The organism is Streptomyces sp. bgisy100 (genome assembly GCF_057709105.1).
On record NZ_JBYITE010000003.1, the window covers coordinates 87,063 to 107,667 of the forward strand.

A 20,605-nucleotide genomic window follows, 5' to 3' on the forward strand; every position below is an offset into this window, starting at 1 on the left:
CCCCGGAGGTTGCCGTGAGCACCACCCATGAAGTCCTCAACCAGGCCCCGCCGCTGACCCCGTTCAGCGCGGCCGACGACCCCGCCCTGCTGGAGGCGCTGCGGCGCGACGGAGCGGGCTGGGGCGAGGAGCGGGTCCGGGAGCTGGGCGCGCTGGCCGGCTCGGAGGAGGTGCAGGAGTGGGCGCGGGCCGCCGAGGAGCACCCGCCGCGGCTGCGCACCCACGACCGGTTCGGCCACCGGATCGACGAGGTCGAGTTCCATCCCGCCTGGCACCGGCTGATGACCGTCGCGGTGGAGAACGGGCTGCACGCCGCGCCCTGGACCGAGTCGCGGACGGGCGCGCATCTCTTCCGCGCCGCCCAGTTCTACGTCTGGTCGCAGGCCGAGGCGGGCCACGGCTGTCCCGTCTCCATGACGTACGCGGCGGTTCCCGCGCTGCGCGCCCAGCCGGAGCTGGCCGCGGTGTACGAACCGCTGCTGGCGGCCCGCCGTTACGACTACGGGCCGCGGCCGCCGCTGGAGAAGTCCGGGCTGATCGCCGGCATGTCGATGACGGAGAAGCAGGGCGGCTCGGACGTACGGGCCAACACCACGCAGGCGGTCCCGGCCGGCGACGGCACCTACCGGCTCACCGGGCACAAGTGGTTCACCTCCGCCCCGATGAGCGATGTGTTCCTGGTGCTGGCGCAGACGTCCGAGGGGCTGACCTGCTTCCTGCTGCCCCGGGTCCTGCCCGACGGCACCCGGAACGGCATGCACCTCCAGCGGCTGAAGGACAAGCTGGGCAACCGCTCCAACGCCTCGTCCGAGATCGAGTACGACGGCGCGGTGGCCTGGCCGGTCGGCGAGCCGGGCCGCGGGGTGCGCACCATCGTCGAGATGGTCAATGTGACCCGGCTGGACTGTGTGATCGGCACGGCGGCGGGCATGCGGGCGGGGCTGCGCCAGGCCCTGCACCACACCGCGCACCGGCGGGCGTTCGGCGCCGAGCTGGCCGACCAGCCGCTGATGCGCAACGTCCTGGCCGACCTCGCGGTGGAGTCGGAGGCGGCGACCCTGCTGGCCATGCGGCTGGCGGCGGCGCTGGACCGCTCCCAGGCCGGGGACGCGTCCGAGGCGGCGCTGCGCCGGCTGGGCCTGGCGGTCGGCAAGTACTGGGTGTGCAAACGGGGCAGCGCGCACGCAGCGGAGGCGCTGGAGTGCCTGGGCGGCAACGGATACGTCGAGGAGTCCGGGATGCCGCGGCTCTACCGCGAGGCGCCGCTGCTGTCGATCTGGGAGGGCTCGGGCAATGTCGCGGCGCTCGATGTACTGCGGGCGCTGGGCAAGGAGCCGGCGGGGCTGGACGCCCTGCTGGCGGAGGTGGACGCGGCGGCCGGTGCCGACCGCCGGCTGGACGCGGCGGCGGCCCAGGTCCGGGCGGCCCTGCCCGGGCTCGCCGATCCGGCGCGCGCCCAGCTGGACGCCCGGCGGCTGGCGGAGCGGATGGCGCTGGCGCTCCAGGGCAGTCTGCTCGTCCGGTACAGCGACCCGGCGGTCGCGGACGCGTTCTGCGCCTCCCGGCTCGGCGGGGACTGGGGCCACGCGTTCGGCACGCTCCCGGCGGGCACGGACCTGGCGCCGATCCTGGAGCGCGCCCGGCCGAAGGAGGCCGGGTGAGCGTCCGCGTCGAACGGCAGGGCCCGGTCACCACGGTGGTGCTGTCCCGGCCCGGGACCCGCAACGCCGTGGACGGCGCGACGGCCCGCGAACTGGCGGACGCCTTCCGGGCCTTCGACGCCGATCCCGTGGCGCGGGTGGCGGTGCTGTGGGGCGAGGGCGGGACGTTCTGCTCCGGCGCGGACCTCAAGGCGGCCGGTACGGAAGCGGGGAACCGGGTGGAGCGGGACGGGGACGGGCCGATGGGCCCGACCCGGCTCCGGCTGACGAAGCCGGTGATCGCCGCGGTGAGCGGGCACGCCGTGGCGGGCGGGCTGGAGCTCGCGCTCTGGTGCGATCTGCGGGTGGTGGAGGAGGACGCGGTGTTCGGCGTCTTCTGCCGCCGCTGGGGCGTGCCGCTGATCGACGGCGGCACGGTCCGGCTGCCCCGGCTCATCGGTACCGCCCGGGCGATGGACCTCGTCCTCACCGGGCGTCCGGTCCCGGCCCGGGAGGCGTACGACATCGGGCTGGCCACCCGGCTGGTGCCGCCCGGCCTGGCGCGGACCGAGGCCGAGGCCCTGGCCGCGGAGATCGCCCGCTTCCCGCAGGCGTGCCTGCGGGCCGACCGGGCCTCGCTGCTGGCGCAGGAGGGTCTCGGCGAGGAGGCGGCGATGGCCGGCGAACTGCGCGGCGGCCGGGCCGTGTTGGCGGAGGGGCTGGAGGGCGCGGCGCGCTTCGCCCGCGGCGCGGGGCGGCACGGCGACTTCGAGGCGCCGTGAGGGGAGGGGGCCGGGCAGCGTCGTCGTCGCGCAGCCCGCTGAAGGCCCCGGAAGGTCCCGCCCCGAGCCGACAGGCACGACCCGCGGACACCGCCGGACGGGCTCCGAGGGTGAGCGGCATAGGGTCCGAAAGGTCCGGCGGGCGGGCGCGGGACGCGGACCGGCCGGCTGCGCTACATCAGCGGCGGAAGGCTCGACGGGCGTCCTCGCACGCGGTGACCGTGGCCCGCGAGGCGCCGGCCCGGTGCGGACCGGCGGACCGGCCCAGGGGCGGGTGCGCCTCGTCGGGAATCGCTACGGCCCGGTACGCGTCTCGGGGCCCGGCCGTCGTTCCGGTCGGGCCCCGAGTACAGCGGACGGGATCAGTCGATGCCGCGCAGGATGTGCGACTCGGCTGGGTCCTCCTCGTAGCCTGCCAGCCGGATCGGCGCTGATCTGGCCCAGACATCGAGGTTGCGCACCTCCTTCATCCGCTTGTGAGGCTCCTCAGGCTCCGGGGGGAGCTGATGTCGCTTCGTCTTCTGAGGTGTCACCGCGCACACTCCTTCGCGTCGGGTGAACCGGACGTGCCGACGGAACCTCGACCGGGCGCCGGACGCCCGATGGGGCTGAGGAAAGGGCTGTTCGGACGCGGTGGCGCCGGACTACGCGACCGGGAGTGCGGCCATGGTGAATGGCGCATCCCGGGACGGGCCGAGGGTGTCGGTGCTTCCCTGAAGGGGCTGTCCGTCAGCTTCCAGAATAGCGACGATCGGCCCGCAGCGCGCGACAATTCCGGCGTGGCCGACCACGCAGCGTGCACGCCGCTGATCAGGGGCTCTGTCCGCTCCGGGTACGGGCACCCGGCCGCGCCGCGTTATCCGGCCCCGGCGCGGGGCACTCGGGCCCCATGGCGGATCAGCGGCCGGCCCAGGAGTCGTACTGGATGGTCTCGGCGGAGCACACCGGATACCCGCCGCTCCGTGACGACCTGGAGGTGGACACCGTGGTCGTCGGCGGCGGCATCGCCGGGCTGTGCACGGCGTGGGAGCTGGAGCGGGCCGGACAGCGGGTGGCCCTGCTGGAGGCCGACCGGATCGGCTCCGGTGTCACCGGCTACACCTCGGCGAAGCTCACCGCGCTCCACACCCTGGTCTACGCGCGGCTGCGCAAGCAGCAGGGGTCGGAGGCGGCCCGGCTGTACGCGGAGTCGCAGCAGGACGGGGTCGAGCACGTCGGCCGGATCTGCGCCGAGCTGGGGGCCGACGCGGAGCTGGAACGGGTCCCCGCGTACACGTACCTGGAGTCGGAGGAGCGGGTCGGTGAGCTGCGGGCCGAGGCCGAGGCGGCACGGGAGGCGGGGCTGGCGGCGTCGTTCGTCACGACGACGGAGCTGCCGTTCCCGGTGGCGGGAGCGGTGCGGGTGGAGGACCAGATGCAGTTCCACCCGCGGAAGTTCCTGCTCGCTATGGCCCGTGACCTGGTCGACCGGGGCGGGCTGATCTTCGAGCGCACCCGGGCGACGGAGCTGCACGACGGGGCGCGCTGCCGGGTCGGCACCGAGCACGGCGCCACGGTCGTGGCCCGGGACGCCGTCGTGGCCACGCACTATCCGGTGTTCGACCGCGCCCTGCTCTTCACCCGGCTGAAGCCGCGCCGGGAGCTGGTGGTCGCCGCGCCGGTGCCCGCCGGGAGCGCCCCCATCGGCATGTACATCACGCCCGAGCGCCGCACCCGGTCGGTGCGCACCGCCCCGCTGGACGACGAGCACCGGCTGCTGATCGTCACCGGCGAGTCGTTCGAGCCCGGCACGGGGGACGCGGAGCAGCGGTTCGCACGGCTGGCCGACTGGACGCACCAGCACTACCCGGGGGCCGGGATCACCCATCGCTGGGCGGCGCAGGACAACGACAGCACCGACGGACTGCCGTACGTCGGGCACTTCCACCCCGGCACCCAGCACGTCTATGTGGCGACCGGCTTCGGCGGCTGGGGGCTGAGCGGCGGGGTGATGTCCGGCCGGCTGCTGGCCTCGCACATCGCGGGCGGCCCCCGGCCGGGCTGGACGGAGCTGTACGACCCGAGGCGGCTGCCGCATCTGCGGGAGGCGCCGACGCTGCTCCAGCGGCAGGCGTCCGTGGGCCGACACTTCGTCGGCGACCGGCTGCACACCTCGTACGTGGACTCGGTCGAGGACATCCCGCCGGGCAGCGGCGCGGTGGTGCGGCTGGGCGGGCGGCGCTGCGCCGTGTACCGCGACCCCTCCGGCGCCGCGACGGCGGTGTCCGCGCGCTGCACCCACCTGGGCTGTCTGGTGCAGTTCAACGGGGCGGAACGGGCCTGGGAGTGCCCCTGCCACGGCTCGCGCTTCGCGGTCGACGGCTCGGTGCTGGAGGGCCCGGCGGTCCGGCCCCTGGAGCCCCGGGACCTCGGCGAGTGAGCGGCGGGGCCGCGCGCGAAGTCGCCGACTGCGGTGGGAGTGCCGACGGGTCCGCCCCTCCCGGCGTGGGCGGGGCGGACCCGTGCGAGCGGGAGGTCAGTAGCCGACGGCGAAGCGCTGCCGGCGGTGGCTGCCGTTCTCGATCTCATCGAGGACGGCGACCGCGTAGTCCTCGACCGAGATGGCGCTGTCGCCGTTGTCGTCGGTCACGAGGTCGTCGAGGGCGGTGCGGTAGCTGCCGGTGCGTTCCCCGGGGGCGATCTTGGCGGCGGGGCTGATGTTGGTCCAGTCGATGTCGGTGACGGTCCGGTAGTAGGCGAGGGCGTCACCGTGGGCGTGCATGATCTGCAGCAGGAATGCGGGGATTCCCGGGGTGTCCCAGAGCTGCTTGCCGTCGGGGGTGCGCAGCGATCCGGCACCGCCGACGCTGATCAGGCGGGGAGCCGCGCCGCCGACGGCTCGCAGTCCTTCGACGAGGCTGGTCGCGGCGGGCTTCATGGTGGCCAGGTGACCGGGGCCGTCGCCACCGCCGACGGCGCTGACGACGGCGTCCTGGTCCTTGGCGGCGGCGGCGACCGACTGGGCGTCGAGGACGTCGCCGAGCGTGACGGTCAGGTTCGTGCGGCGCTCGGTGACCCTGGCGGGGTCACGGACGACAGCGGTGACCCGGTGGCCCCGGTCCAGGGCCTCGCGGACGATGGCGGAGCCGATGGTGCCGTTGGCGCCGAAAACAACGATGTTCGTCATGGAGGTGCTTTCCTTCGTGGTGTTCCGTGTGACGGATCCGGGGGTGGTCATTCGGTGGGGGCGAGGTGCCGGTCGAGGCCCTCGGTGAGCGCGGCGGCAGTGGAGACCGGTCCGCCGAGCCGGTGGGTGCCGGTGGGAGTGTGCAGGAGCAGGGTCGGGTAGGCGTCGACGCCGAGCCCGCGCGCCTCTCTGAACTCGCTCTCCGCCTCGCGGCGGGTCGCCGGGGCGAGGAACTCGTCGGCGACCGCGTCGGCGTCGAGGCCGTGCCCGGCGGCGATGGACCGGTGCACCGCGACGTCGGAAAGGCTGCGTCCGTCGACGTACCAGGCGCGTTGCAGGGCCCCTGCCAGTTCCAGGGCCCGGTCCGGCGCCTGGCGGCGCAGGGCGATCAGGGCGGTGGCGGCGGCCGTGGAGTCCATCACCGTGGATCCTTCGTTCAGCGCCCGCCGGTAGCCCTCGCCGAACGTGACGCCGGTGAGGGCCGCGATCCGCTGGTTCGCGCCCGGTATGTGCGGGTACGCCGAGGTCGGCAACGCCCGCGGTCCTGAGAAGAGGCCGCCGGACAGGACCCGCAACGCGATGCGGTCGGCGTTCCCGGCGGCGAACTCGCGCAGCGCCGGGCCGAAGCCGTAGCACCAGCCGCAGTAGGCGTCGAAGGCGTAGGTGAGTCGGGCGGTCATCCGAACCTCCATGGTAGAAGTCAGTCATCGACGTCGGCCGCGTAGCTCGCGGCCTTGCCGCTGTTCCGCCCGCGAACACCCTCTAACCTAGAAAGGAGAACGCGTGCCGCCCAGGTATGGCGAGGTCTGGCTGTGGTGAAAAACGGACACGAAGTGATCCCGAAGGTCCCCTACGTGCCGCCGCCGGCCGCCGCGGCCGGGGTCGAGGTCATGTCCATCGCCGAACTGCGCCAGCGCCTGCGCCGCCACGGCGGCGCGGACGGCATCCGGGACGCGCAGGGATCCGGCCGTCCGCAGCGCCCGGAGTTCCACCTGCTGCTCACGGTGGACCACGGGCTGCTGTGGCACATGGTCGACTTCGCCGACCACGCCCTCAGCCGGGACACCTGGCTGTGGGTACGGCCGGGGCAGGTGCAGCGCTTCGGCAACCTGGACGCCGCCTCCGGCACCCTGGTGCTCTTCCGGCCCGACCTCCTCGATCCGGCCACCTCGGCAGACGTACGTCTCGACGCCCCGTTCGGGCGGTCGCTCTGGCAGGTCGCCGGCGAAGACGCTTCCGCCCTGCGCAACGCCCTCGATCACCTGGCAGCCGAATACCGCAGCAGCGGCCTGCCGGACCACACCCGCGCAGCCGTCCTCCAGCGCCTGCTCGCCGTCGTCCTGCTGCGCCTCACCCACCTGACCGAGCCGGTGGGAACCCTGACCGCAGAGCACGCGGAGACCTTCCACCGGTTCCGCGCAGCGGTGGAACAGGACTACCCGCGGGCCCGGGACGTCGGACACTATGCCCGCGTCCTCGGCTACGCCCCCCGCACGCTGACCCGCGCCGCACTCGACGCCGTCGGCGTCGGCGCCAAGGAGTTCATCGACCGGCGCGTCATCCTGGAAGCCAGCCGGCTCCTGGCCCATGGCGACGAACCGGTGGCCGGCGTCGCCGCCCGGCTCGGCTTCCTCGACACCAGCAACTTCGTCAAGTACTTCACCCAGCGCACCGACACCCCCCCGGCCGCCTTCCGCGCCCGCTTCCGCCCGGAACGGCGCACCCGCTGAAGCAGCCTTCAGGCGGTCCTCCGCTCCGGCGGCCCGGCCGGACAGCGGCGCGGGGCCGGACGGGGGTGGCGTTCCCGGCGTTCAGGGCGGAGGGTGGAGACAGAGGATTCCCGCGGGAGCGAGGTGAACCGCCGTGCCTGCGACACCGCCGGCGGTGCAGGGTGCGCCCTGCTGGGTCAGCCTGATGGCACACGACCTGGACGGCGCCCAGGAGTTCTACTCCTCCGTGCTGGGCTGGCAGTACAAGCCCGGCTTCCAGGGCGCGGGCAGCTACTCCGTGGCGCTCGCCCACGGGACGCCGGTGGCCGGGCTGGGGGCGATGGCCCGCACCCTGGGGTTCCCGGTGTGCTGGACGGCGTACTTCGCGGTGGACAGCGCGGACCTGGTGGCGGAGCGGATCCGGGAGCGGAGCGCCACGGTCGCGGTGGGGCCGATCGAGTTCGGGAAGGGCCGGGTGGCGTGGGCCGCCGATCCGGCCGACGCGGTGTTCGGCGTCTGGGAGGGCGAGGTCGACCCGGACTGGCGGGTGAACCGGCGGGCCGGCGCCCCGGCCTGGCTGGAGCTGCGCACCCGGGATCCGTTCGCGTCGGCCCTCTTCTACGGCGAGGTCTTCGACTGGGACCGGCCGGAGGACTCCTGCATCGACGTCCGGTACGAGGACGACCGGGTGGTGCTGCGGATCGGCGGCCGCACCGTGGCCGACCTCCGGGGCGGCGGCGTCGAGGACGCCCCCGACCCCAACATCCGGCCGCAGTGGCACGTCTACTTCTGTGTGGACGACGTCGACGCCGCGGCGGACCGGGCGCTCGCCGCGGGAGGGGCGGTCGTCTCGCCACCCTCCGACGCGCACTTCGGCCGGATCGCGGAGCTGCGGGATCCCGAGGGCGGCCTGTTCCACCTCGCCCACTGAAACGCGTTCCACCTCGCCCGCCGGGGCTCCCCGCCGGGACGTGGGGGCCGGGAGGGTCGCCTCCCGTTCACTTCCGGCTCCGGTTCCGTTCGCCCTTTTTTGTTACGGTTTCAGCGGAATGATGAGGCGCGGTTCGTTGTCTTTCGAGGCGGCACCTGTGGGCACTCGTCCCGTCCGGACCGCAGGGCGCCCGGGCGGATCAGTCAACTGAACCGTCCGTGAACCGAGTTCGCCGCCGACATCGTCGCGGCCTCCCGGCAGGGGGAATCTCCAGGGGGACATCCGAAGGCCGGCACCGAGCGGCGGCACGCATCCGTCCGCCCGCGGTGTCCGTACGGAGCGCCGGCCGGAACGTTATCCGCAGGACCACGAGGGGTAAGCCGAAAACACATGCTCGACCGCTTGATCCGGGCCCTCGCAGAGCCGAGGAAGTCCGCGCCCGACATCCAGCTGCTCGCCAAGGCAACCGTCGCCGCGGGTGGCGCGTGGTGGCTGGCTCTGCTTCTGCCCGGGCACGACCAGCCCTATTTCGCACCGCTCGCCGCGCTGGTGGGCGTCTATCCGACCGTGCTCAGCTCGATGCGCGAGGCCGGGCGGTTCGCCGTCGGCTTCCTGCTGGGCGTGCTGCTCGCGGTCCCGGTGTCGCTGCTCTTCGGCCAGGGTCTGTGGGGGATCCTCGTCGTCGTCCCGGCGGCGCTGCTGCTGGGGACCTGGCGCAAGCTGGCCGGCCAGGGCCTGCAAGTGCCGTTCACCGCGTTGTTCGTCCTGCTGGTCGGCGGTACCGCGCCGGCGTCCTACGCCCTGCCCCGGCTCGCCGACGTGGTCATCGGCGTGACCATGGGCATCGTCGTCAACGTCGTGCTGCCGCCGCCGCTCCGGCGGGCCGAGGCCGGGGAGGCCGCCTACCGGCTGGGGCTGCGCACCGCCGAGCTGCTGCGCGACACGGCGGCCGAGATCCGGGAGGGCGCGCTGTACGGCTCGGCGCACCGCACGGAACGGCTGCTCGCCGTGCACCGCACCACCCTCCACGTCGCCGACGCCCAGCTGACGGCCGCCGAGAGCCACCGGTTCAACGCCCGGTCGCGGCTGGCCCGGCAGCATCCGCCGCTGCCCGCCCATACGGTGCTCGACTCGCTGTACGCGGCGGGTGAACAGGCGCGGGTGCTGACGCGGGAGGCGCGGCGCGGCGGTGCCGGTTCCGACCCGTCGCTGCTGAGCACCGGCTTCCGCGCGGAGTTCGGCGATCTCCTCGACCTGCTCGCCGGGCTGGCCGCCGAGTGCGGCCGGTCGGGGCAGGGCCCGTCGGAGGAGCGGCTGGAGGAGGCGTGGGCCTGCTACCGCTCGGTGCGGACGCCGGCCATGGAGACCTACGGCGTGGACGGGGAGGAAGCACCGAACCGTCATCTCGCCCAGACCCAGCTGTGCGCGCTCGCCCTGCAGTTGCTGTTCGACCTGGTTCCGGAGTCGGCGGAGGTGACGCCGGTGGAGGCGGTGGGGGCGGCGGCCCGCTGAGGGCCGCGGTCGGACGCCGGTCCGCCGGCCTCGGGCCGGACCCGGACCCGGCCGGCCTGCCCGCGGCGGCCGGTCCGGGACGGCTTTCCCTGGGGAGGCCGCCGCCGAGTCGCCGCCGAGTCGCCGCCGGGAGCGAACAAGGACCGGGGCATGGAGCAGGGATCCGGATTTCGTCCGGGCTGTCCGGCTCTGTTCCGGACGAAGGACGGACGGCCGTGGCTTCCGGCGAGCGGACGCGGATCTCGGGGCCCGGAGGCCGACCCGGGCAGGTGACCGGCCTGAAGAGGTGACCAGGCTTAACGGGTGCCCGGGCTTGAGGGGTGTCCGGGCTCAAGGGGTGTCCGGACTGAACCGGCCCGAACGCGGCCCGGCCCGGGCAGGAACCCGATATGCCGGCACCCCGGCGACCGGGGTGTCCCGGCGCTCCGTAGATTGGGGCCATGTCTGCGGACCTGCGTCGCCGGCACAGCAGCGCGTGCGAGCAGCGGCTGACGTACCCCGAGCACGGGGCCACCCTGGACGGGCCGTTCCCCTCGGGGTACTCCCGGCTGCACCACCGAGTCCGCCTCGGGGAGGGCCGGGAGCTCTTCGAACGGGCCGGGGCGCACGTCCTGGGCTGGGCCGCGCAGCGGGGCTCCGGCTTCGGTGTGTATCCCGGCGATCCGGCCGGGCCCGGGGAGACGGTACTGATCACGATCCGCGTGCCCGGGCTGCGCTTCCCGCGCCTGGTGATCCCGTGCCGCGTGGTGTGGACGCTCCACGAGGAGCGCCGCGCCGGTTTCGCCTACGGGACGCTGCCCGGTCATCCGGAGTGCGGGGAGGAGTCGTTCACCGTCATGCTCGACGCGGACGACGGCGTGTGGTTCGAGGTGGCGGCGTTCTCCCGGCCGGGCACCTGGTACACCCGCTGGGGAGGGCCGCTGACCCGGCTGGTGCAGCACGCCGCCGCCAGGAGCTACCTGCGCGCGGTCGTGGCCGCGGCGAACAGCCGCTGACCGGCACGGCTCCCGGCCCCTGATAGGGCGAGCGCCGCGCCGGGCATGCATCGGGCATGACCGTTCTCGTCGGCACGTCCGGATGGCAGTACCGGGACTGGCGCGACGTCCTGTACCCGACCGGTCTGCCGCAGCGGCTGTGGCTGGAGGAGTACGCCCGGCGGTTCGCGACCGTCGAGTGCAACAACGCCTTCTACCGGCTGCCGGCCGAGGACACCTTCGCCACCTGGCGGGACAGGACCCCGCAGGGGTTCGTCATGGCCGTCAAGGCGAGCCGCTATCTGACCCACATCAAGCGGCTGCGCGACCCCGAGGAGCCGGTGCGGCGGCTGATGGGGCACGCCGCGGGGCTCGGTCCGCGGCTGGGCCCGGTGCTGCTCCAACTGCCGCCCACGCTGCGGGCGGACGCCGGGGCACTGGACGCCGCTCTGGGCTGCTTCCCCGACGGGACCCGGGTGGCGGTCGAGCCGCGGCACCCGTCGTGGTGGACGGCGGAGGTCCGCCGGACCCTGGAGCGGCACGGCGCCGCGCTGTGCTGGGCGGACCGCGAGTCCCGGCCGGTGACACCGCTCTGGCGCACCGCGGGGTGGGGCTATCTGCGCCTGCACGGGGGCCGTGCCGAGCCGTGGCCGCGCTACGGACGGCAGGCGCTGGCCACCTGGGTGCGGCGGATCTCCGACACCTGGCCCGCGGACGCCGAGGTCTTCGTCTACTTCAACAACGACACGGACGGTGCCGCCGTCCGGGACGCGGTGGCCTTCGCCGCGGCGGCGTCCCGGCACGGCTGTCCGGTCAGCCGGACGCCGCCCCGTGCCGTCTCCCGGGCGCCGTCCGGGCGCGGCTCCGCGCACTGATCGCGGGCGCGGGATATACCTGCCGCGGGGCGCGGCCCCGGGCGTGGACGTGATGAACCGGGCGCGAAAGGGAAGCAGGGGTATGGCAGACATCGTGCACCGGCGGGTGGTGGTCGCCGGGGAGGTGCAGGGCGTCTTCTTCCGGGACACCTGCCGCCAGGAGGCCATGGCGCGCGGCGTGGCGGGCTGGGTGCGCAATCTGCTGGACGGGACCGTCGAGGCCGTCTTCGAGGGTGCGCCCGAGCGGGTCGAGGAGATGCTCACCTGGACGCACCACGGGCCGTCGGCCGCGTCCGTGGACGAGGTGTCCGTCGAGGGCGGCCGGCCGGAGGGGCTCACCGGCTTCCAGGTCCGGCCCACCCCCCGGTCATGACGGCGCGACCCGCCGGGCGGAACCGGCTGCCGCGTGAGTCCGGTCCGGCGCCCGCCGACGGCGGCGCACGCCGGGACCGCGTCCCCGTCCCCTGGCCCGCCACGCCCCTCCGCACCCCGACCGGAACCGGCTCCGGGTGGCATTCTGAAGGGGTGGACGAGTCGGCGCTGCGCCTGCGTTTCCCCGCCGGGCTGCGGCTCTTTCTGGCGGCGCGTCACCGGGACCGCGAGGTGCCGGTGACGGCCGACGGGACGTCCTCGCTCGGCCATCTGGTCGAGTCGGTGGGCGTTCCGTTGCCGGAGGTGGGCGCGCTGGTCGTCGACGGACGTCCGGTGGAGCCCGGCTACCGGCCGCACGGCGGCGAGGTGGTGGAAGTGCGCCCGGTCGCCCGTCCGCAGGAGCCGGTCCCCGACCCGCTGCGGTTCGTCCTGGACGTCCATCTCGGCACGCTGGCACGGCGGTTGAGGCTGGTCGGGGTGGACGCGGCCTACCGCAACGACATGGACGACGACGCGCTGATCGAGCAGACGAACACCGAGCGCCGGGTGCTGCTGACCCAGGACCGGGGGCTGCTGCGGCGCCGGGCGCTGTGGCGGGGGGCGTATGTGCGCGGCGCGCGGCCCGACGCCCAACTCGCGGACGTTCTGGGGCGGTTCGCGCCCCGGCTGGCTCCGTGGACCCGGTGCATGGCGTGCAACGCCGCCCCGCTGTCGCCGGTCGACAAGGCTTCGGTCGCCCCTCTCCTCCGGCCGGGCACCCGGCGGACCTACGACCGGTTCATGCGCTGCCCGGACTGCGGAAAGGTCTACTGGCGCGGGGCGCACAGCGGCCGGCTGGAGGGGATCGTGCGGGCGGCGCGCCGGCTGACCGCCGTCGCCCTGGTCTCCGTCGTGCTGGTGGCGGGCCTGGCGGGGTGCACGGACTCCGGGTCGGAGGAGGAGCCGTCGCCGACGCGGTCGCAGGAGGTCTCGCCGTTCACCGGGCTCCCGGCGCGGGCCGCGCCGGTGCTCGCCGTCAAGGTGGACAACGTCCCGCCGGCTCGGCCGCACACCGGTCTCGGCGCGGCCGACCTCGTCTATGTGGAGCAGGTCGAGGGCGGGTCGACCCGGCTCGTCGCCGTGCTGTCCTCGCGGCTGCCCTCGGTGCTGGGGCCGGTGCGCAGTGCGCGGGAGTCGGACATCGAGCTGCTGGAGCAGTTCGGCCGGCCCGCACTGGCGTACTCCGGCGCGCAGTCCGCGCTGCGTCCGGTGCTGGAGAAGTCCCCGGTCCTCGCGGTGCCGCCGGGGAAGGCCCCGGACGCGTACTTCCGGGGCGGCGACCGTCCGGCGCCGCACAACCTCTACGTCCGCCCGGCGCGGGCGCTGGCCGCCGCGCCCGACGCGAGCAAGGCGGCCGACATCGGGTTCCGGTTCGGCGCGGCGCCGGAGGGCGGGCGGCAGGTGACGCAGGAGACCGTGCGCTATCCGGCCGCCCGGTACGGCTTCACCTGGTCGGCGGAGGCCGGCCGGTGGCTGGTGTCCATGGACGGCACCCCGGCGCGCACCACGGACGGCGGGCGCGACGGCGCGGCGACGGTGGTGGTCCAGCGGATCACCATCCGCGACTCGACCCTCAAGGACAAGCTGGGCAGCGTCTCGCCGTACAGCCGGACGGTGGGCTCCGGCACGGCGCTGGTGCTGCGGGACGGCAAGGCGTACGACGCCCGGTGGAACCGGTCCGACGCCAAGAGCGGCACCGACTTCACCACCCCGTCCGGGGACCCGCTGAACTTCGCCCGCGGGCCGGTCTGGGTGCTGCTCACCGGCGACTGACGGGCCCGCTGCCCGCTGTGCGTCTGCACCGCTGGGGAGCCGCCGGGAAACAGCGCACTGCTGGGGAGCGGAGGCGGCGCCGCCGGGGCCGTTCGCCGCTCACTCCCCCGGCTCTGCGGCGGCCGGCGGGTGCGCCGCGCGGTGGTCCGCCGTCCCGGTGCACCCCAATACACCGGACGGTCCGCCGCGCGATCGCACACCGGCCGCCGCAGAGCCCCGTCCTCCGGCAGACGCCCTGCGCGGGTGCACACCGCGGCGTCCCGGCTCCGTCCGCTTCCTGTCGGACCGAGCCCCGGAGGAGCTCTCGGGCCGTGTCAGGCCCGGGCCGTGTCCGGCCGGCCCGGGCCGGCCGGGCTGTCGCCCCGGTCCCCCGCGGCCCGGCCGCCGGCCTGCTCTGCGCCGGCCTCCCGGCCCGCGCCCGTTCTCCTGCGTGCCACGTCCCGCTCCGTCCTCGGTCCTCGGCCACGGTCGGTCGAACCGTGCTGCCATGGAGAACGGAGCGGAACCGGATTCTGCTCAACATCGATGGAGAAAAGAAGCGACGCGAGGTGGTTGAGACCGGCCGCCCGGGGAATCGAGCAGTCTCCCCGAAGGGTCGGCGCACCCCGGCGACCTCGGCGGCGTCACGGACCGCCACACCGCGACGACGTGTGGCGACGGCCCCGAATCGGTCCGCCGAGCACACCTGCGCAAGACGCATATCCAAGGGACGATGGAGGCATTGCGGCGAGAGGACGGGGCAACCGAAAGAGGTGCCCGGGATGAGCCAGACCGATCCTCGGAGGGCCGGCGTAGGCCAGAGCCCTGCCCCTGAGCCGTCCGCGCCCGGGGGCCTGCTGGACGCGCTGGGGGTCGCCGCCGTCGTGCTCAACGCCAAGGGCCGGATCGCCCTGTGGAGCCCGTCGGCGGAGGAGCTGTTCGGCTACACCGCCGAGGAGGCGCTCGGCCGGCCGGGCGCGGCCCTGCTGGTCGACCCGCAGCACGCGCGGCTGGTGAAGGATCTGTTCGGCCAGGTCCTGGAGGGGGCCAGCTGGGCCGGTGGCTTCCCGGTGCGGATGAAGGACGGCAGCTCCCGCCTCGTCGAGTTCCGCAACATGCGCATGCTGGACGAGAAGAAGAACGCCTACGCCCTGGGCATCGCCACCGACCAGGCCACGCTGCGCACGGTGGAGACCGATCTGGCCCTCTCGATGCGGCTGATCAGCCAGTCCCCCATCGGCCTGGCCGTGCTCGACCACGATCTGCGCTACGTCCTGGTCAACCCCGCGCTGGAGCGCATCAACGGCATGTCCACCTCCGATCACCTGGGGAAGAAGGTGTCGGAGGCGCTGCCCTTCCTCGACGTGGAGGCCGTCGAGTCCGCGACCCACCAGGTGCTGACCACGGGCTCGCCGCTGCTCGACCAGTACGCGGTCGGGCGCACCCCCGGCGACCCCGGGCGGGACCGGGCCTGGTCGGTGTCGTACTACCGGCTGGAGGACACCGGCGGGCACGTGCTGGGCGTGGCGATATCCGTGGTCGACGTCACCGAGCGGCACAGCGCCACCACCGAGATGATCCGGGCCCGGAAGCGGCTCGCGCTCATCGCCGACGCCGGTGTGCGGATCGGCACCACGCTCGACCTGCGCCACACGGCCCGGGAGCTCGCCGAGGTGGTGGTACCCGATCTCGCCGACCTGGCGGCGGTCGACATCCTCGACTCCATCCTCGGTGACCGGCAGAACGCCTCCGGGCCCACCGACAGCAGCGGGCCCGCCGTGTTCCGGGCACTGGCGGTGAAGGCCGCGTACCGCACGGAGGCGTCGCGCGCCCCGGACCCGGCCGGGGACGTCGCCCAGTACGCCCGGGACCGGCTGATCACGCAGGTCGTGGACTCCGGCGAACCCATCCTGGTGCCGCACGTGGACGAGGACACGCTGCGCCGGGTCGCCCGGGACGACGACTCCGCGGTCCTGCTGGCCCGGGCCGGCGCCCACTCATATCTGGGGGTGCCGCTGATCGCCCGCGGCAATGTCATCGGCACCCTGAGCCTGATCCGGGCCCGGACCCCCGCCCCGTTCAACGAGGACGACCAGCTGCTGGCCTGGGAGCTGGCGGCGCGGGCGGCCATCAGCATCGACAACGCCCGGCTGTACCGGAGCGAGCGGCGCACCGCGCTCGCCCTCCAGCGCAGCCTGCTGCCGCAGCGCCCGCCGCGCCAGCCCGGGCTGGCGGTGGCCTACCGCTACCAGCCCGCGGGCTCCACCCATGAGGTCGGCGGGGACTGGTTCGACGTGCTGCCGCTGACCGGGGACAAGACCGCGCTGGTCGTGGGCGACGTCATGGGCAGCGGGATCTCCGCGGCCGCCACGATGGGCCAGCTCCGCACCGCCACACGCACCCTGACCCGGCTGGACCTGGAGCCCGCGGCGCTGCTCCGGCACCTGGACGATGTGACCACCGGACTGGACCAGGCCTTCGCCACCTGCGTCTACTCCAGCTTCGACCCGGCGACCGGGCGCTGCCGGATCTCCACCGCGGGCCATCTGCCGCCGGTCCTCGTCCGCCCGGACGGTACGGCCGAGCTGATCGACGTCCCGACCGGGGTGCCCCTCGGGGTGGGCGAGGTGCCGTTCGAGACCGTGGACCTCGAACTGCCGCCGGGCAGCCGGCTGGTGCTGTACACCGACGGCCTGGTCGAGACCCGGGACGAGCCGATCGACGCCCGGCTGACCGCCCTGGTGCGGATGCTGTCCGGGCCGCGGCGCTCCCTGGAGCGGACCTGCGATCTGCTGCTGCACTCGCTGCGCGACCCGGACGGGCACGACGACGTGGCGCTGCTGGTGGCGGAGGTCCGGCCGGAGGGGACGGTGGCCCACACCGCGGCGACGGCCGGCGGGACGGCGGAGGCGCCGCCCGGGGCTACGGGGACCGGGACGGCGGAGGCACCGCCCGGGACGGCGGAGACCGGGACGGCGGAGGCACCGCCCGGGACGGCGGAGACCGGGACGGCGGAGGCACCGCCCGGGACGAGGGAGCCCGGGCCCGGGACGGTGCACGAGGAGCCGGGCGGGCGGTGACGCGCCGTCAGCGCGGCGGCCACCGGGGTCTTTCGCGGGCGGCGGTCGACGAGGGGCGCTCCCGGCGACGGTCACCCGGATCAGCCCCCACCGCTCCCCCGGCTCCCGGCTCCCGGCTCCCGGCTCCCGGCTCCCGGCTCCCGGCTCCCGGCTCCCGGCTCCCGGCTCCCGGCTCCCGGCTCCCGGCTCCCGGCTCCCGGCTCCCGGCTCCCGGCTCCCGGCCAGAGGATGAACGCACCGCGGCCCCGCCGGCGCGCACCGCGGGCCGCGGTGGTGCGCCGGCCGGGCCGGGCGGGCGTCAGCCGCCGGACGGGGCGCCGTGCCAGATGGTCGTGACGTTGCAGAACTCGCGGAGGCCGTGCCCGGACAGCTCCCGTCCGTAGCCGGAGCGCTTCACCCCGCCGAAGGGGAACGCCGGGTGCGAGGCGGTCATGCCGTTGAAGTAGACGCAGCCCGCCTCCAGGTCCCGGGCGCACCGCTGCTGTTCGGCGTCGTCCCGGGTCCACACGTTGGAGCTGAGGCCGAACGGGGTGTCGTTGGCGATCCGTACCGCCTCGTCCAGGTCCGGCACCCGGTAGAGGGTGGCCACCGGACCGAAGGCCTCCTCGTGGTGGATGCGCATGTCCGGGGTGATGTCGGCGAGCACCGTCGGCTCGTAGAACCAGCCCGCGGGGTGCGCCTCGGGACGGCCGCCGCCGCACAGCACCGTCGCGCCGCGGCCCCGGGCGTCGTCGACCAGTTCCTCCAGGTCGCGACGGCCCTGCTCGCTGGAGAGCGGGCCGACCTCGGTGGCGTCCTCCAGCGGGTCGCCGACGGCCAGCGCGCTCATCCGCTGGACGAACCCGGCGACGAAGGTGTCGTAGACGCGGTCGTGCACGATGAAGCGCTTGGCCGCGATGCAGGACTGCCCGTTGTTCTGCACCCGGGCGGTGACGGCGGTGGCCACCGCCTTGTCGAGGTCGGCGGAGGGCAGCACGAGGTACGGGTCGCTGCCGCCGAGTTCGAGCACCGTCTTCTTGATCACGTCACCCGCGATCGAGGCGACGGAGCGGCCCGCGGGCTCACTGCCGGTGAGGGTCGCGGCGGCGACCCGCGGGTCGCGGAGGATGTCCGCGATGGCGTCCGAGCCGACCAGCAGGGTCTGGAAACAGCCCTCCGGGTAGCCGGCCCGGCGGAAGAGGTCCTCGAGGTAGAGAGCGGTCTGGGGGACGTTCGAGGCGTGCTTGAGCAGGCCCACGTTGCCGGCCAGCAGGGTCGGCGCGGCGAACCGGACGACCTGCCAGAGCGGGAAGTTCCAGGGCATGACGGCGAGGACGGGGCCGAGGGGGCGGTAGCGCACCAGGGTGTCGGCCGCTCCGGAGTCCTCGATGTCGGCGCGGGCGGGGCGCTCGTCGGCGAGCAGTTCCTCGGCGTGGCCGGCGTACCAGCGCATGGCCTTGACGCACTTGGCGGCCTCGGCGCGGGACTGGGTGACCGGCTTGCCCATTTCGACGGTCATGGTGCGCGCGATGTCGTCCCGGTCGGCCTCCAGCAGGTCCGCCGCGGCCCGCATCAGCTCCACCCGCCGCGGCAGGCCGGTCGTCCGGTGCCGGAGGAAGGCCGCGTGGGCGCGGGCCAGCCGGTCCTCGATCTCCGCCCGGCCGAGTCCGTCGAAGGTCTTGAGCGTTTCCCCGGTGGTGGGGTTGACGGTGGCGATCGGCACGGGAGCTCCTCCTCGGAATGCGGGGATACGGACGCGGGTGCCCGTTTGCTCCCTTTTCTACTCCCGTGCGGGGGAATGCGCTTCCACCGGCCGGGTCCGGCGCGCCAGGGCGGGGATGACACCGCCGGCCAGCACCGCCGCGCACTGCCGGGCGGAGAGCCCGTGGTGGACGGTGTAGTGCTCACCCCGGGTGATGTTGTGCACCCGGAGCACCGCGCCGGCGCCGGGGGCGAGGGAGCCGTGCAGGCCCTCCAGCCGCAGCCGGTCGCCCACGGCGATGCGGTCCCGGTCCCCGGGGTCGTCGAAGGTGAGGGGCAGGATTCCGAAGTTGGCCAGGTTCTGCCGGTGGATCCGGGCGAAGGACGTGGCGAGCACGGCCCGGAGCCCCAGGTGGCGGGGGGTGATGGCGGCGTGCTCCCGGGAGGACCCCTGTCCGTAGTTGTCGCCGCCGACGACGAAGTGCGGCCCCGGCGTCTCCGCGGCACGGCGTGGGTAGCCGGGGTCGATCCGGGTGAAGGTGAACGCCGCCAGGGCGGGGATGTCGGAGCGGAGGGGCAGGGCGGCCGCGCCGGCGGGCGAGATGTCGTCGGTGGAGACGTTGTCGCCGGCGGTCAGCAGAACGGGCCCCTCCAGGGTGTCCGGCAGGGGATCGAGCTCGGGGAGTCCGGAGATGCCCGGCCCGCGCTCCGGCCGGACCGTGCGCGCCACGTCCGGCGGCAGGGGCTCCTCCAGCGTCGCGACGGTGGCGGCCGGGTCGGGCAGGGCCGGCTCCGGGTGCCGGGTGCCGGTCTCGGCCGCCCATTCGCGGGGGTCGGTGATCCGACCGGTCAGCGCGGAGACGGCGGCGGTCTCCGGGGAGCAGAGCCAGACCGCGTCCTCCGCGGTGCCGGAGCGGCCGCGGAAGTTGCGCGGCACGGTGCGCAGCGAGTTGCGCCCGGTGGCGGGAGCCTGGCCCATGCCGATGCAGCCCAGGCAGCCCGCCTGGTGGATGCGGGCCCCGGCGGCGACCAGGTCGGCGGTGGCGCCCATCCGGGTGAGGTCCAGCAGGACCCCGCGGGACGTCGGGTTGATGTCGAGGCTGACGCCGGGGGCCACCTGCCGGCCGTGGACCAGGGCGGCGACCACGGCGATGTCGCGGAGGCCCGGGTTGGCGGAGGAGCCGACGACGGCCTGGGAGACGGGCTCGGCGGCGGCCTCCCGCACGGGCACCACGTCGTCCGGGGAGGAGGGGCGGGCGATCAGCGGTTCCAGCCCGGACAGATCGACCTCCTCCGTCAGGTCGTAGCGGGCGTCCGGTTCGGCGGTGAGCTCGGTGAAGTCCTCCTCGCGCCCCACGGAGCGCAGGAACGCCCGCACCGCCTCGTCGGCGGGGAAGACACTGGCGGTGGCGCCGAGCTCGGCTCCCATGTTGGCGATCACGTGCCGGTCCATGGCGGTCAGGGCGGCCAGCCCGGGGCCGTGGTACTCCAGGATCCGGCCGACGGCGCCCTTCACCCCGTGCCGGCGCAGCAGCTCCAGGACGACGTCCTTGGCACCGACCCAGGGCGGCGGCACTCCGGTGAGCCGGATCCCCACGATCCGGGGCATCCGCAGGCGCAGCGGATGCCCCGCCATGGCCAGCGCCACGTCCAGGCCGCCCACGCCGATCGCGAGCATGCCGAGCGCGCCGGCGGCGCAGGTGTGCGAGTCGGCCCCGGCGAGGGAGCGGCCGGGGACGCCGAAGCGCTGCATGTGGAGGGGGTGCGAGACGCCGTTGCCGGGCCCGGAGTACCAGAGCCCGAACCGGCGGGCGGCGGAGCGGAGGAAGAGGTGGTCCTCGGCGTTGCGCCGGTCGGTCTGCAGGATGTTGTGGTCGACGTAGCTCACGCCGAGGTCGGTGCGGACCCGGTCCACGCCCAGCGCCTCCAGCTCCTGCATCACCAGGGTGCCGGTGGCGTCCTGGGTGAGGGTCTGGTCGACGCGCAGCCCGATCTCCTCGCCCGGCAGCGCGGCGCCCTCCACCAGATGCGCGGCGATCAGCTGGTGGGCGAGGGTGCCGGCCGCGGGCGGGGCCGTGCCGGTGCCCATGCCG

15 protein-coding genes and 2 pseudogenes are annotated in these 20,605 nt (G+C 74.8%); 12 read left to right on the forward strand and 5 right to left on the reverse strand.

The genetic code is table 11. From position 1 onward, the window contains the following. Positions 1–14 precede the first annotated feature (14 nt). Positions 15–1,661 carry an acyl-CoA dehydrogenase family protein gene (locus tag AC3EQ1_RS03340; protein ID WP_432092707.1) on the forward strand — a complete coding sequence of 549 codons (1,647 nt, stop codon included), beginning with the start codon at positions 15–17 and terminating at the stop codon, positions 1,659–1,661. Further along, on the forward strand, positions 1,658–2,422 hold the full coding sequence (locus AC3EQ1_RS03345; RefSeq protein ID WP_432092708.1) for a crotonase/enoyl-CoA hydratase family protein: 765 nt from the start codon (positions 1,658–1,660) through the stop codon (positions 2,420–2,422). The genes AC3EQ1_RS03340 and AC3EQ1_RS03345 overlap by 4 nt, the downstream gene beginning before the upstream one ends. Before the next feature lie 362 nt (positions 2,423–2,784). Here AC3EQ1_RS03345 and AC3EQ1_RS03350 read toward each other — a convergent pair whose 3' ends face one another. After that, a complete protein-coding gene (locus AC3EQ1_RS03350) occupies positions 2,785–2,955 on the reverse strand; it encodes a hypothetical protein (protein WP_432092709.1) in 171 nt (56 codons plus the stop codon). A 356-nt stretch (positions 2,956–3,311) separates the two neighbouring features. Here AC3EQ1_RS03350 and AC3EQ1_RS03355 point away from each other — a divergent pair, with 356 nt between their 5' ends. Next, positions 3,312–4,841 carry an FAD-dependent oxidoreductase gene (locus AC3EQ1_RS03355; protein ID WP_432092710.1) on the forward strand — a complete coding sequence of 510 codons (1,530 nt, stop codon included), beginning with the start codon at positions 3,312–3,314 and terminating at the stop codon, positions 4,839–4,841. Between the two features lie 96 nt (positions 4,842–4,937). Here the strand turns inward: AC3EQ1_RS03355 and AC3EQ1_RS03360 are convergent, their stop codons facing one another. Together AC3EQ1_RS03360 and AC3EQ1_RS03365 are read right to left on the reverse strand one after the other, a co-directional pair. Further along, positions 4,938–5,588: an NAD(P)-dependent oxidoreductase gene (locus AC3EQ1_RS03360; RefSeq protein ID WP_432092711.1), complete on the reverse strand. Its 651-nt coding sequence runs from the start codon at positions 5,586–5,588 to the stop codon at positions 4,938–4,940. A gap of 47 nt (positions 5,589–5,635) precedes the next feature. Then, a complete protein-coding gene (locus AC3EQ1_RS03365; protein WP_432092712.1) occupies positions 5,636–6,268 on the reverse strand; it encodes a DsbA family protein in 633 nt (210 codons plus the stop codon). Between the two features lie 132 nt (positions 6,269–6,400). On the opposite strand from AC3EQ1_RS03365, the gene AC3EQ1_RS03370 reads away from it, so the two are divergent. From AC3EQ1_RS03370 to AC3EQ1_RS03410, 9 genes and pseudogenes are all read left to right on the forward strand, one after another. Next, the gene (locus AC3EQ1_RS03370) at positions 6,401–7,318 is read left to right on the forward strand and encodes an AraC family transcriptional regulator (protein ID WP_432092713.1); all 918 of its coding nucleotides are present in this window, start codon (positions 6,401–6,403) and stop codon (positions 7,316–7,318) included. A 184-nt stretch (positions 7,319–7,502) separates the two neighbouring features. Further along, complete coding sequence (locus AC3EQ1_RS03375) at positions 7,503–8,228, forward strand: VOC family protein (protein WP_432092829.1); 726 nt, start codon at positions 7,503–7,505, stop codon at positions 8,226–8,228. A 390-nt stretch (positions 8,229–8,618) separates the two neighbouring features. Then, positions 8,619–9,740, forward strand: a complete 1,122-nt coding sequence (locus AC3EQ1_RS03380; protein ID WP_432092714.1) for an FUSC family protein — start codon at positions 8,619–8,621, stop codon at positions 9,738–9,740. 440 nt (positions 9,741–10,180) lie between these two features. Further along, positions 10,181–10,735 (forward strand): DUF1990 domain-containing protein, encoded by a 555-nt coding sequence (locus AC3EQ1_RS03385; RefSeq protein ID WP_432092715.1) that lies wholly within the window; start codon positions 10,181–10,183, stop codon positions 10,733–10,735. 56 nt (positions 10,736–10,791) lie between these two features. Then, positions 10,792–11,589 carry a DUF72 domain-containing protein gene (locus AC3EQ1_RS03390; RefSeq protein WP_432092716.1) on the forward strand — a complete coding sequence of 266 codons (798 nt, stop codon included), beginning with the start codon at positions 10,792–10,794 and terminating at the stop codon, positions 11,587–11,589. Between the two features lie 82 nt (positions 11,590–11,671). Next, entirely contained in the window at positions 11,672–11,962 is a 291-nt protein-coding gene (locus AC3EQ1_RS03395) for an acylphosphatase (protein ID WP_432092717.1), read from the forward strand. A 152-nt stretch (positions 11,963–12,114) separates the two neighbouring features. Further along, a pseudogene (locus tag AC3EQ1_RS03400) lies at positions 12,115–12,825 on the forward strand (Mut7-C RNAse domain-containing protein); the annotation flags it as partial. A 174-nt stretch (positions 12,826–12,999) separates the two neighbouring features. Next, positions 13,000–13,773: pseudogene (locus AC3EQ1_RS03405) on the forward strand (DUF3048 domain-containing protein); the annotation flags it as partial. 761 nt (positions 13,774–14,534) lie between these two features. After that, on the forward strand, positions 14,535–16,832 hold the full coding sequence (locus AC3EQ1_RS03410; protein ID WP_432092718.1) for a SpoIIE family protein phosphatase: 2,298 nt from the start codon (positions 14,535–14,537) through the stop codon (positions 16,830–16,832). Between the two features lie 298 nt (positions 16,833–17,130). Here the strand turns inward: AC3EQ1_RS03410 and AC3EQ1_RS03415 are convergent, their stop codons facing one another. Both AC3EQ1_RS03415 and AC3EQ1_RS03420 read right to left on the reverse strand, forming a co-directional pair. Next, on the reverse strand, positions 17,131–18,534 hold the full coding sequence (locus AC3EQ1_RS03415; RefSeq protein WP_432092719.1) for an NADP-dependent succinic semialdehyde dehydrogenase: 1,404 nt from the start codon (positions 18,532–18,534) through the stop codon (positions 17,131–17,133). Between the two features lie 57 nt (positions 18,535–18,591). Beyond that, positions 18,592–20,601: an aconitate hydratase gene (locus AC3EQ1_RS03420; protein WP_432092720.1), complete on the reverse strand. Its 2,010-nt coding sequence runs from the start codon at positions 20,599–20,601 to the stop codon at positions 18,592–18,594. Positions 20,602–20,605: the final 4 nt, after the last annotated feature.

What these genes read in the sequence shown, in the direction of transcription:
- AC3EQ1_RS03410 (WP_432092718.1), top strand. Translation starts at nt 14,535, where the DNA reads ATGAGCCAGACCGATCCTCGGAGGGCCGGCGTAGGCCAGAGCCCTGCC.
- AC3EQ1_RS03380 (WP_432092714.1), top strand. Translation starts at nt 8,619, where the DNA reads ATGCTCGACCGCTTGATCCGGGCCCTCGCAGAGCCGAGGAAGTCCGCG.
- AC3EQ1_RS03355 (WP_432092710.1), top strand. Translation starts at nt 3,312, where the DNA reads ATGGCGGATCAGCGGCCGGCCCAGGAGTCGTACTGGATGGTCTCGGCG.
- AC3EQ1_RS03360 (WP_432092711.1), bottom strand. Translation starts at nt 5,588, where the DNA reads ATGACGAACATCGTTGTTTTCGGCGCCAACGGCACCATCGGCTCCGCC.
- AC3EQ1_RS03385 (WP_432092715.1), top strand. Translation starts at nt 10,181, where the DNA reads ATGTCTGCGGACCTGCGTCGCCGGCACAGCAGCGCGTGCGAGCAGCGG.
- AC3EQ1_RS03375 (WP_432092829.1), top strand. Translation starts at nt 7,503, where the DNA reads ATGGCACACGACCTGGACGGCGCCCAGGAGTTCTACTCCTCCGTGCTG.
- AC3EQ1_RS03420 (WP_432092720.1), bottom strand. Translation starts at nt 20,601, where the DNA reads ATGGGCACCGGCACGGCCCCGCCCGCGGCCGGCACCCTCGCCCACCAG.
- AC3EQ1_RS03365 (WP_432092712.1), bottom strand. Translation starts at nt 6,268, where the DNA reads ATGACCGCCCGACTCACCTACGCCTTCGACGCCTACTGCGGCTGGTGC.
- AC3EQ1_RS03390 (WP_432092716.1), top strand. Translation starts at nt 10,792, where the DNA reads ATGACCGTTCTCGTCGGCACGTCCGGATGGCAGTACCGGGACTGGCGC.
- AC3EQ1_RS03395 (WP_432092717.1), top strand. Translation starts at nt 11,672, where the DNA reads ATGGCAGACATCGTGCACCGGCGGGTGGTGGTCGCCGGGGAGGTGCAG.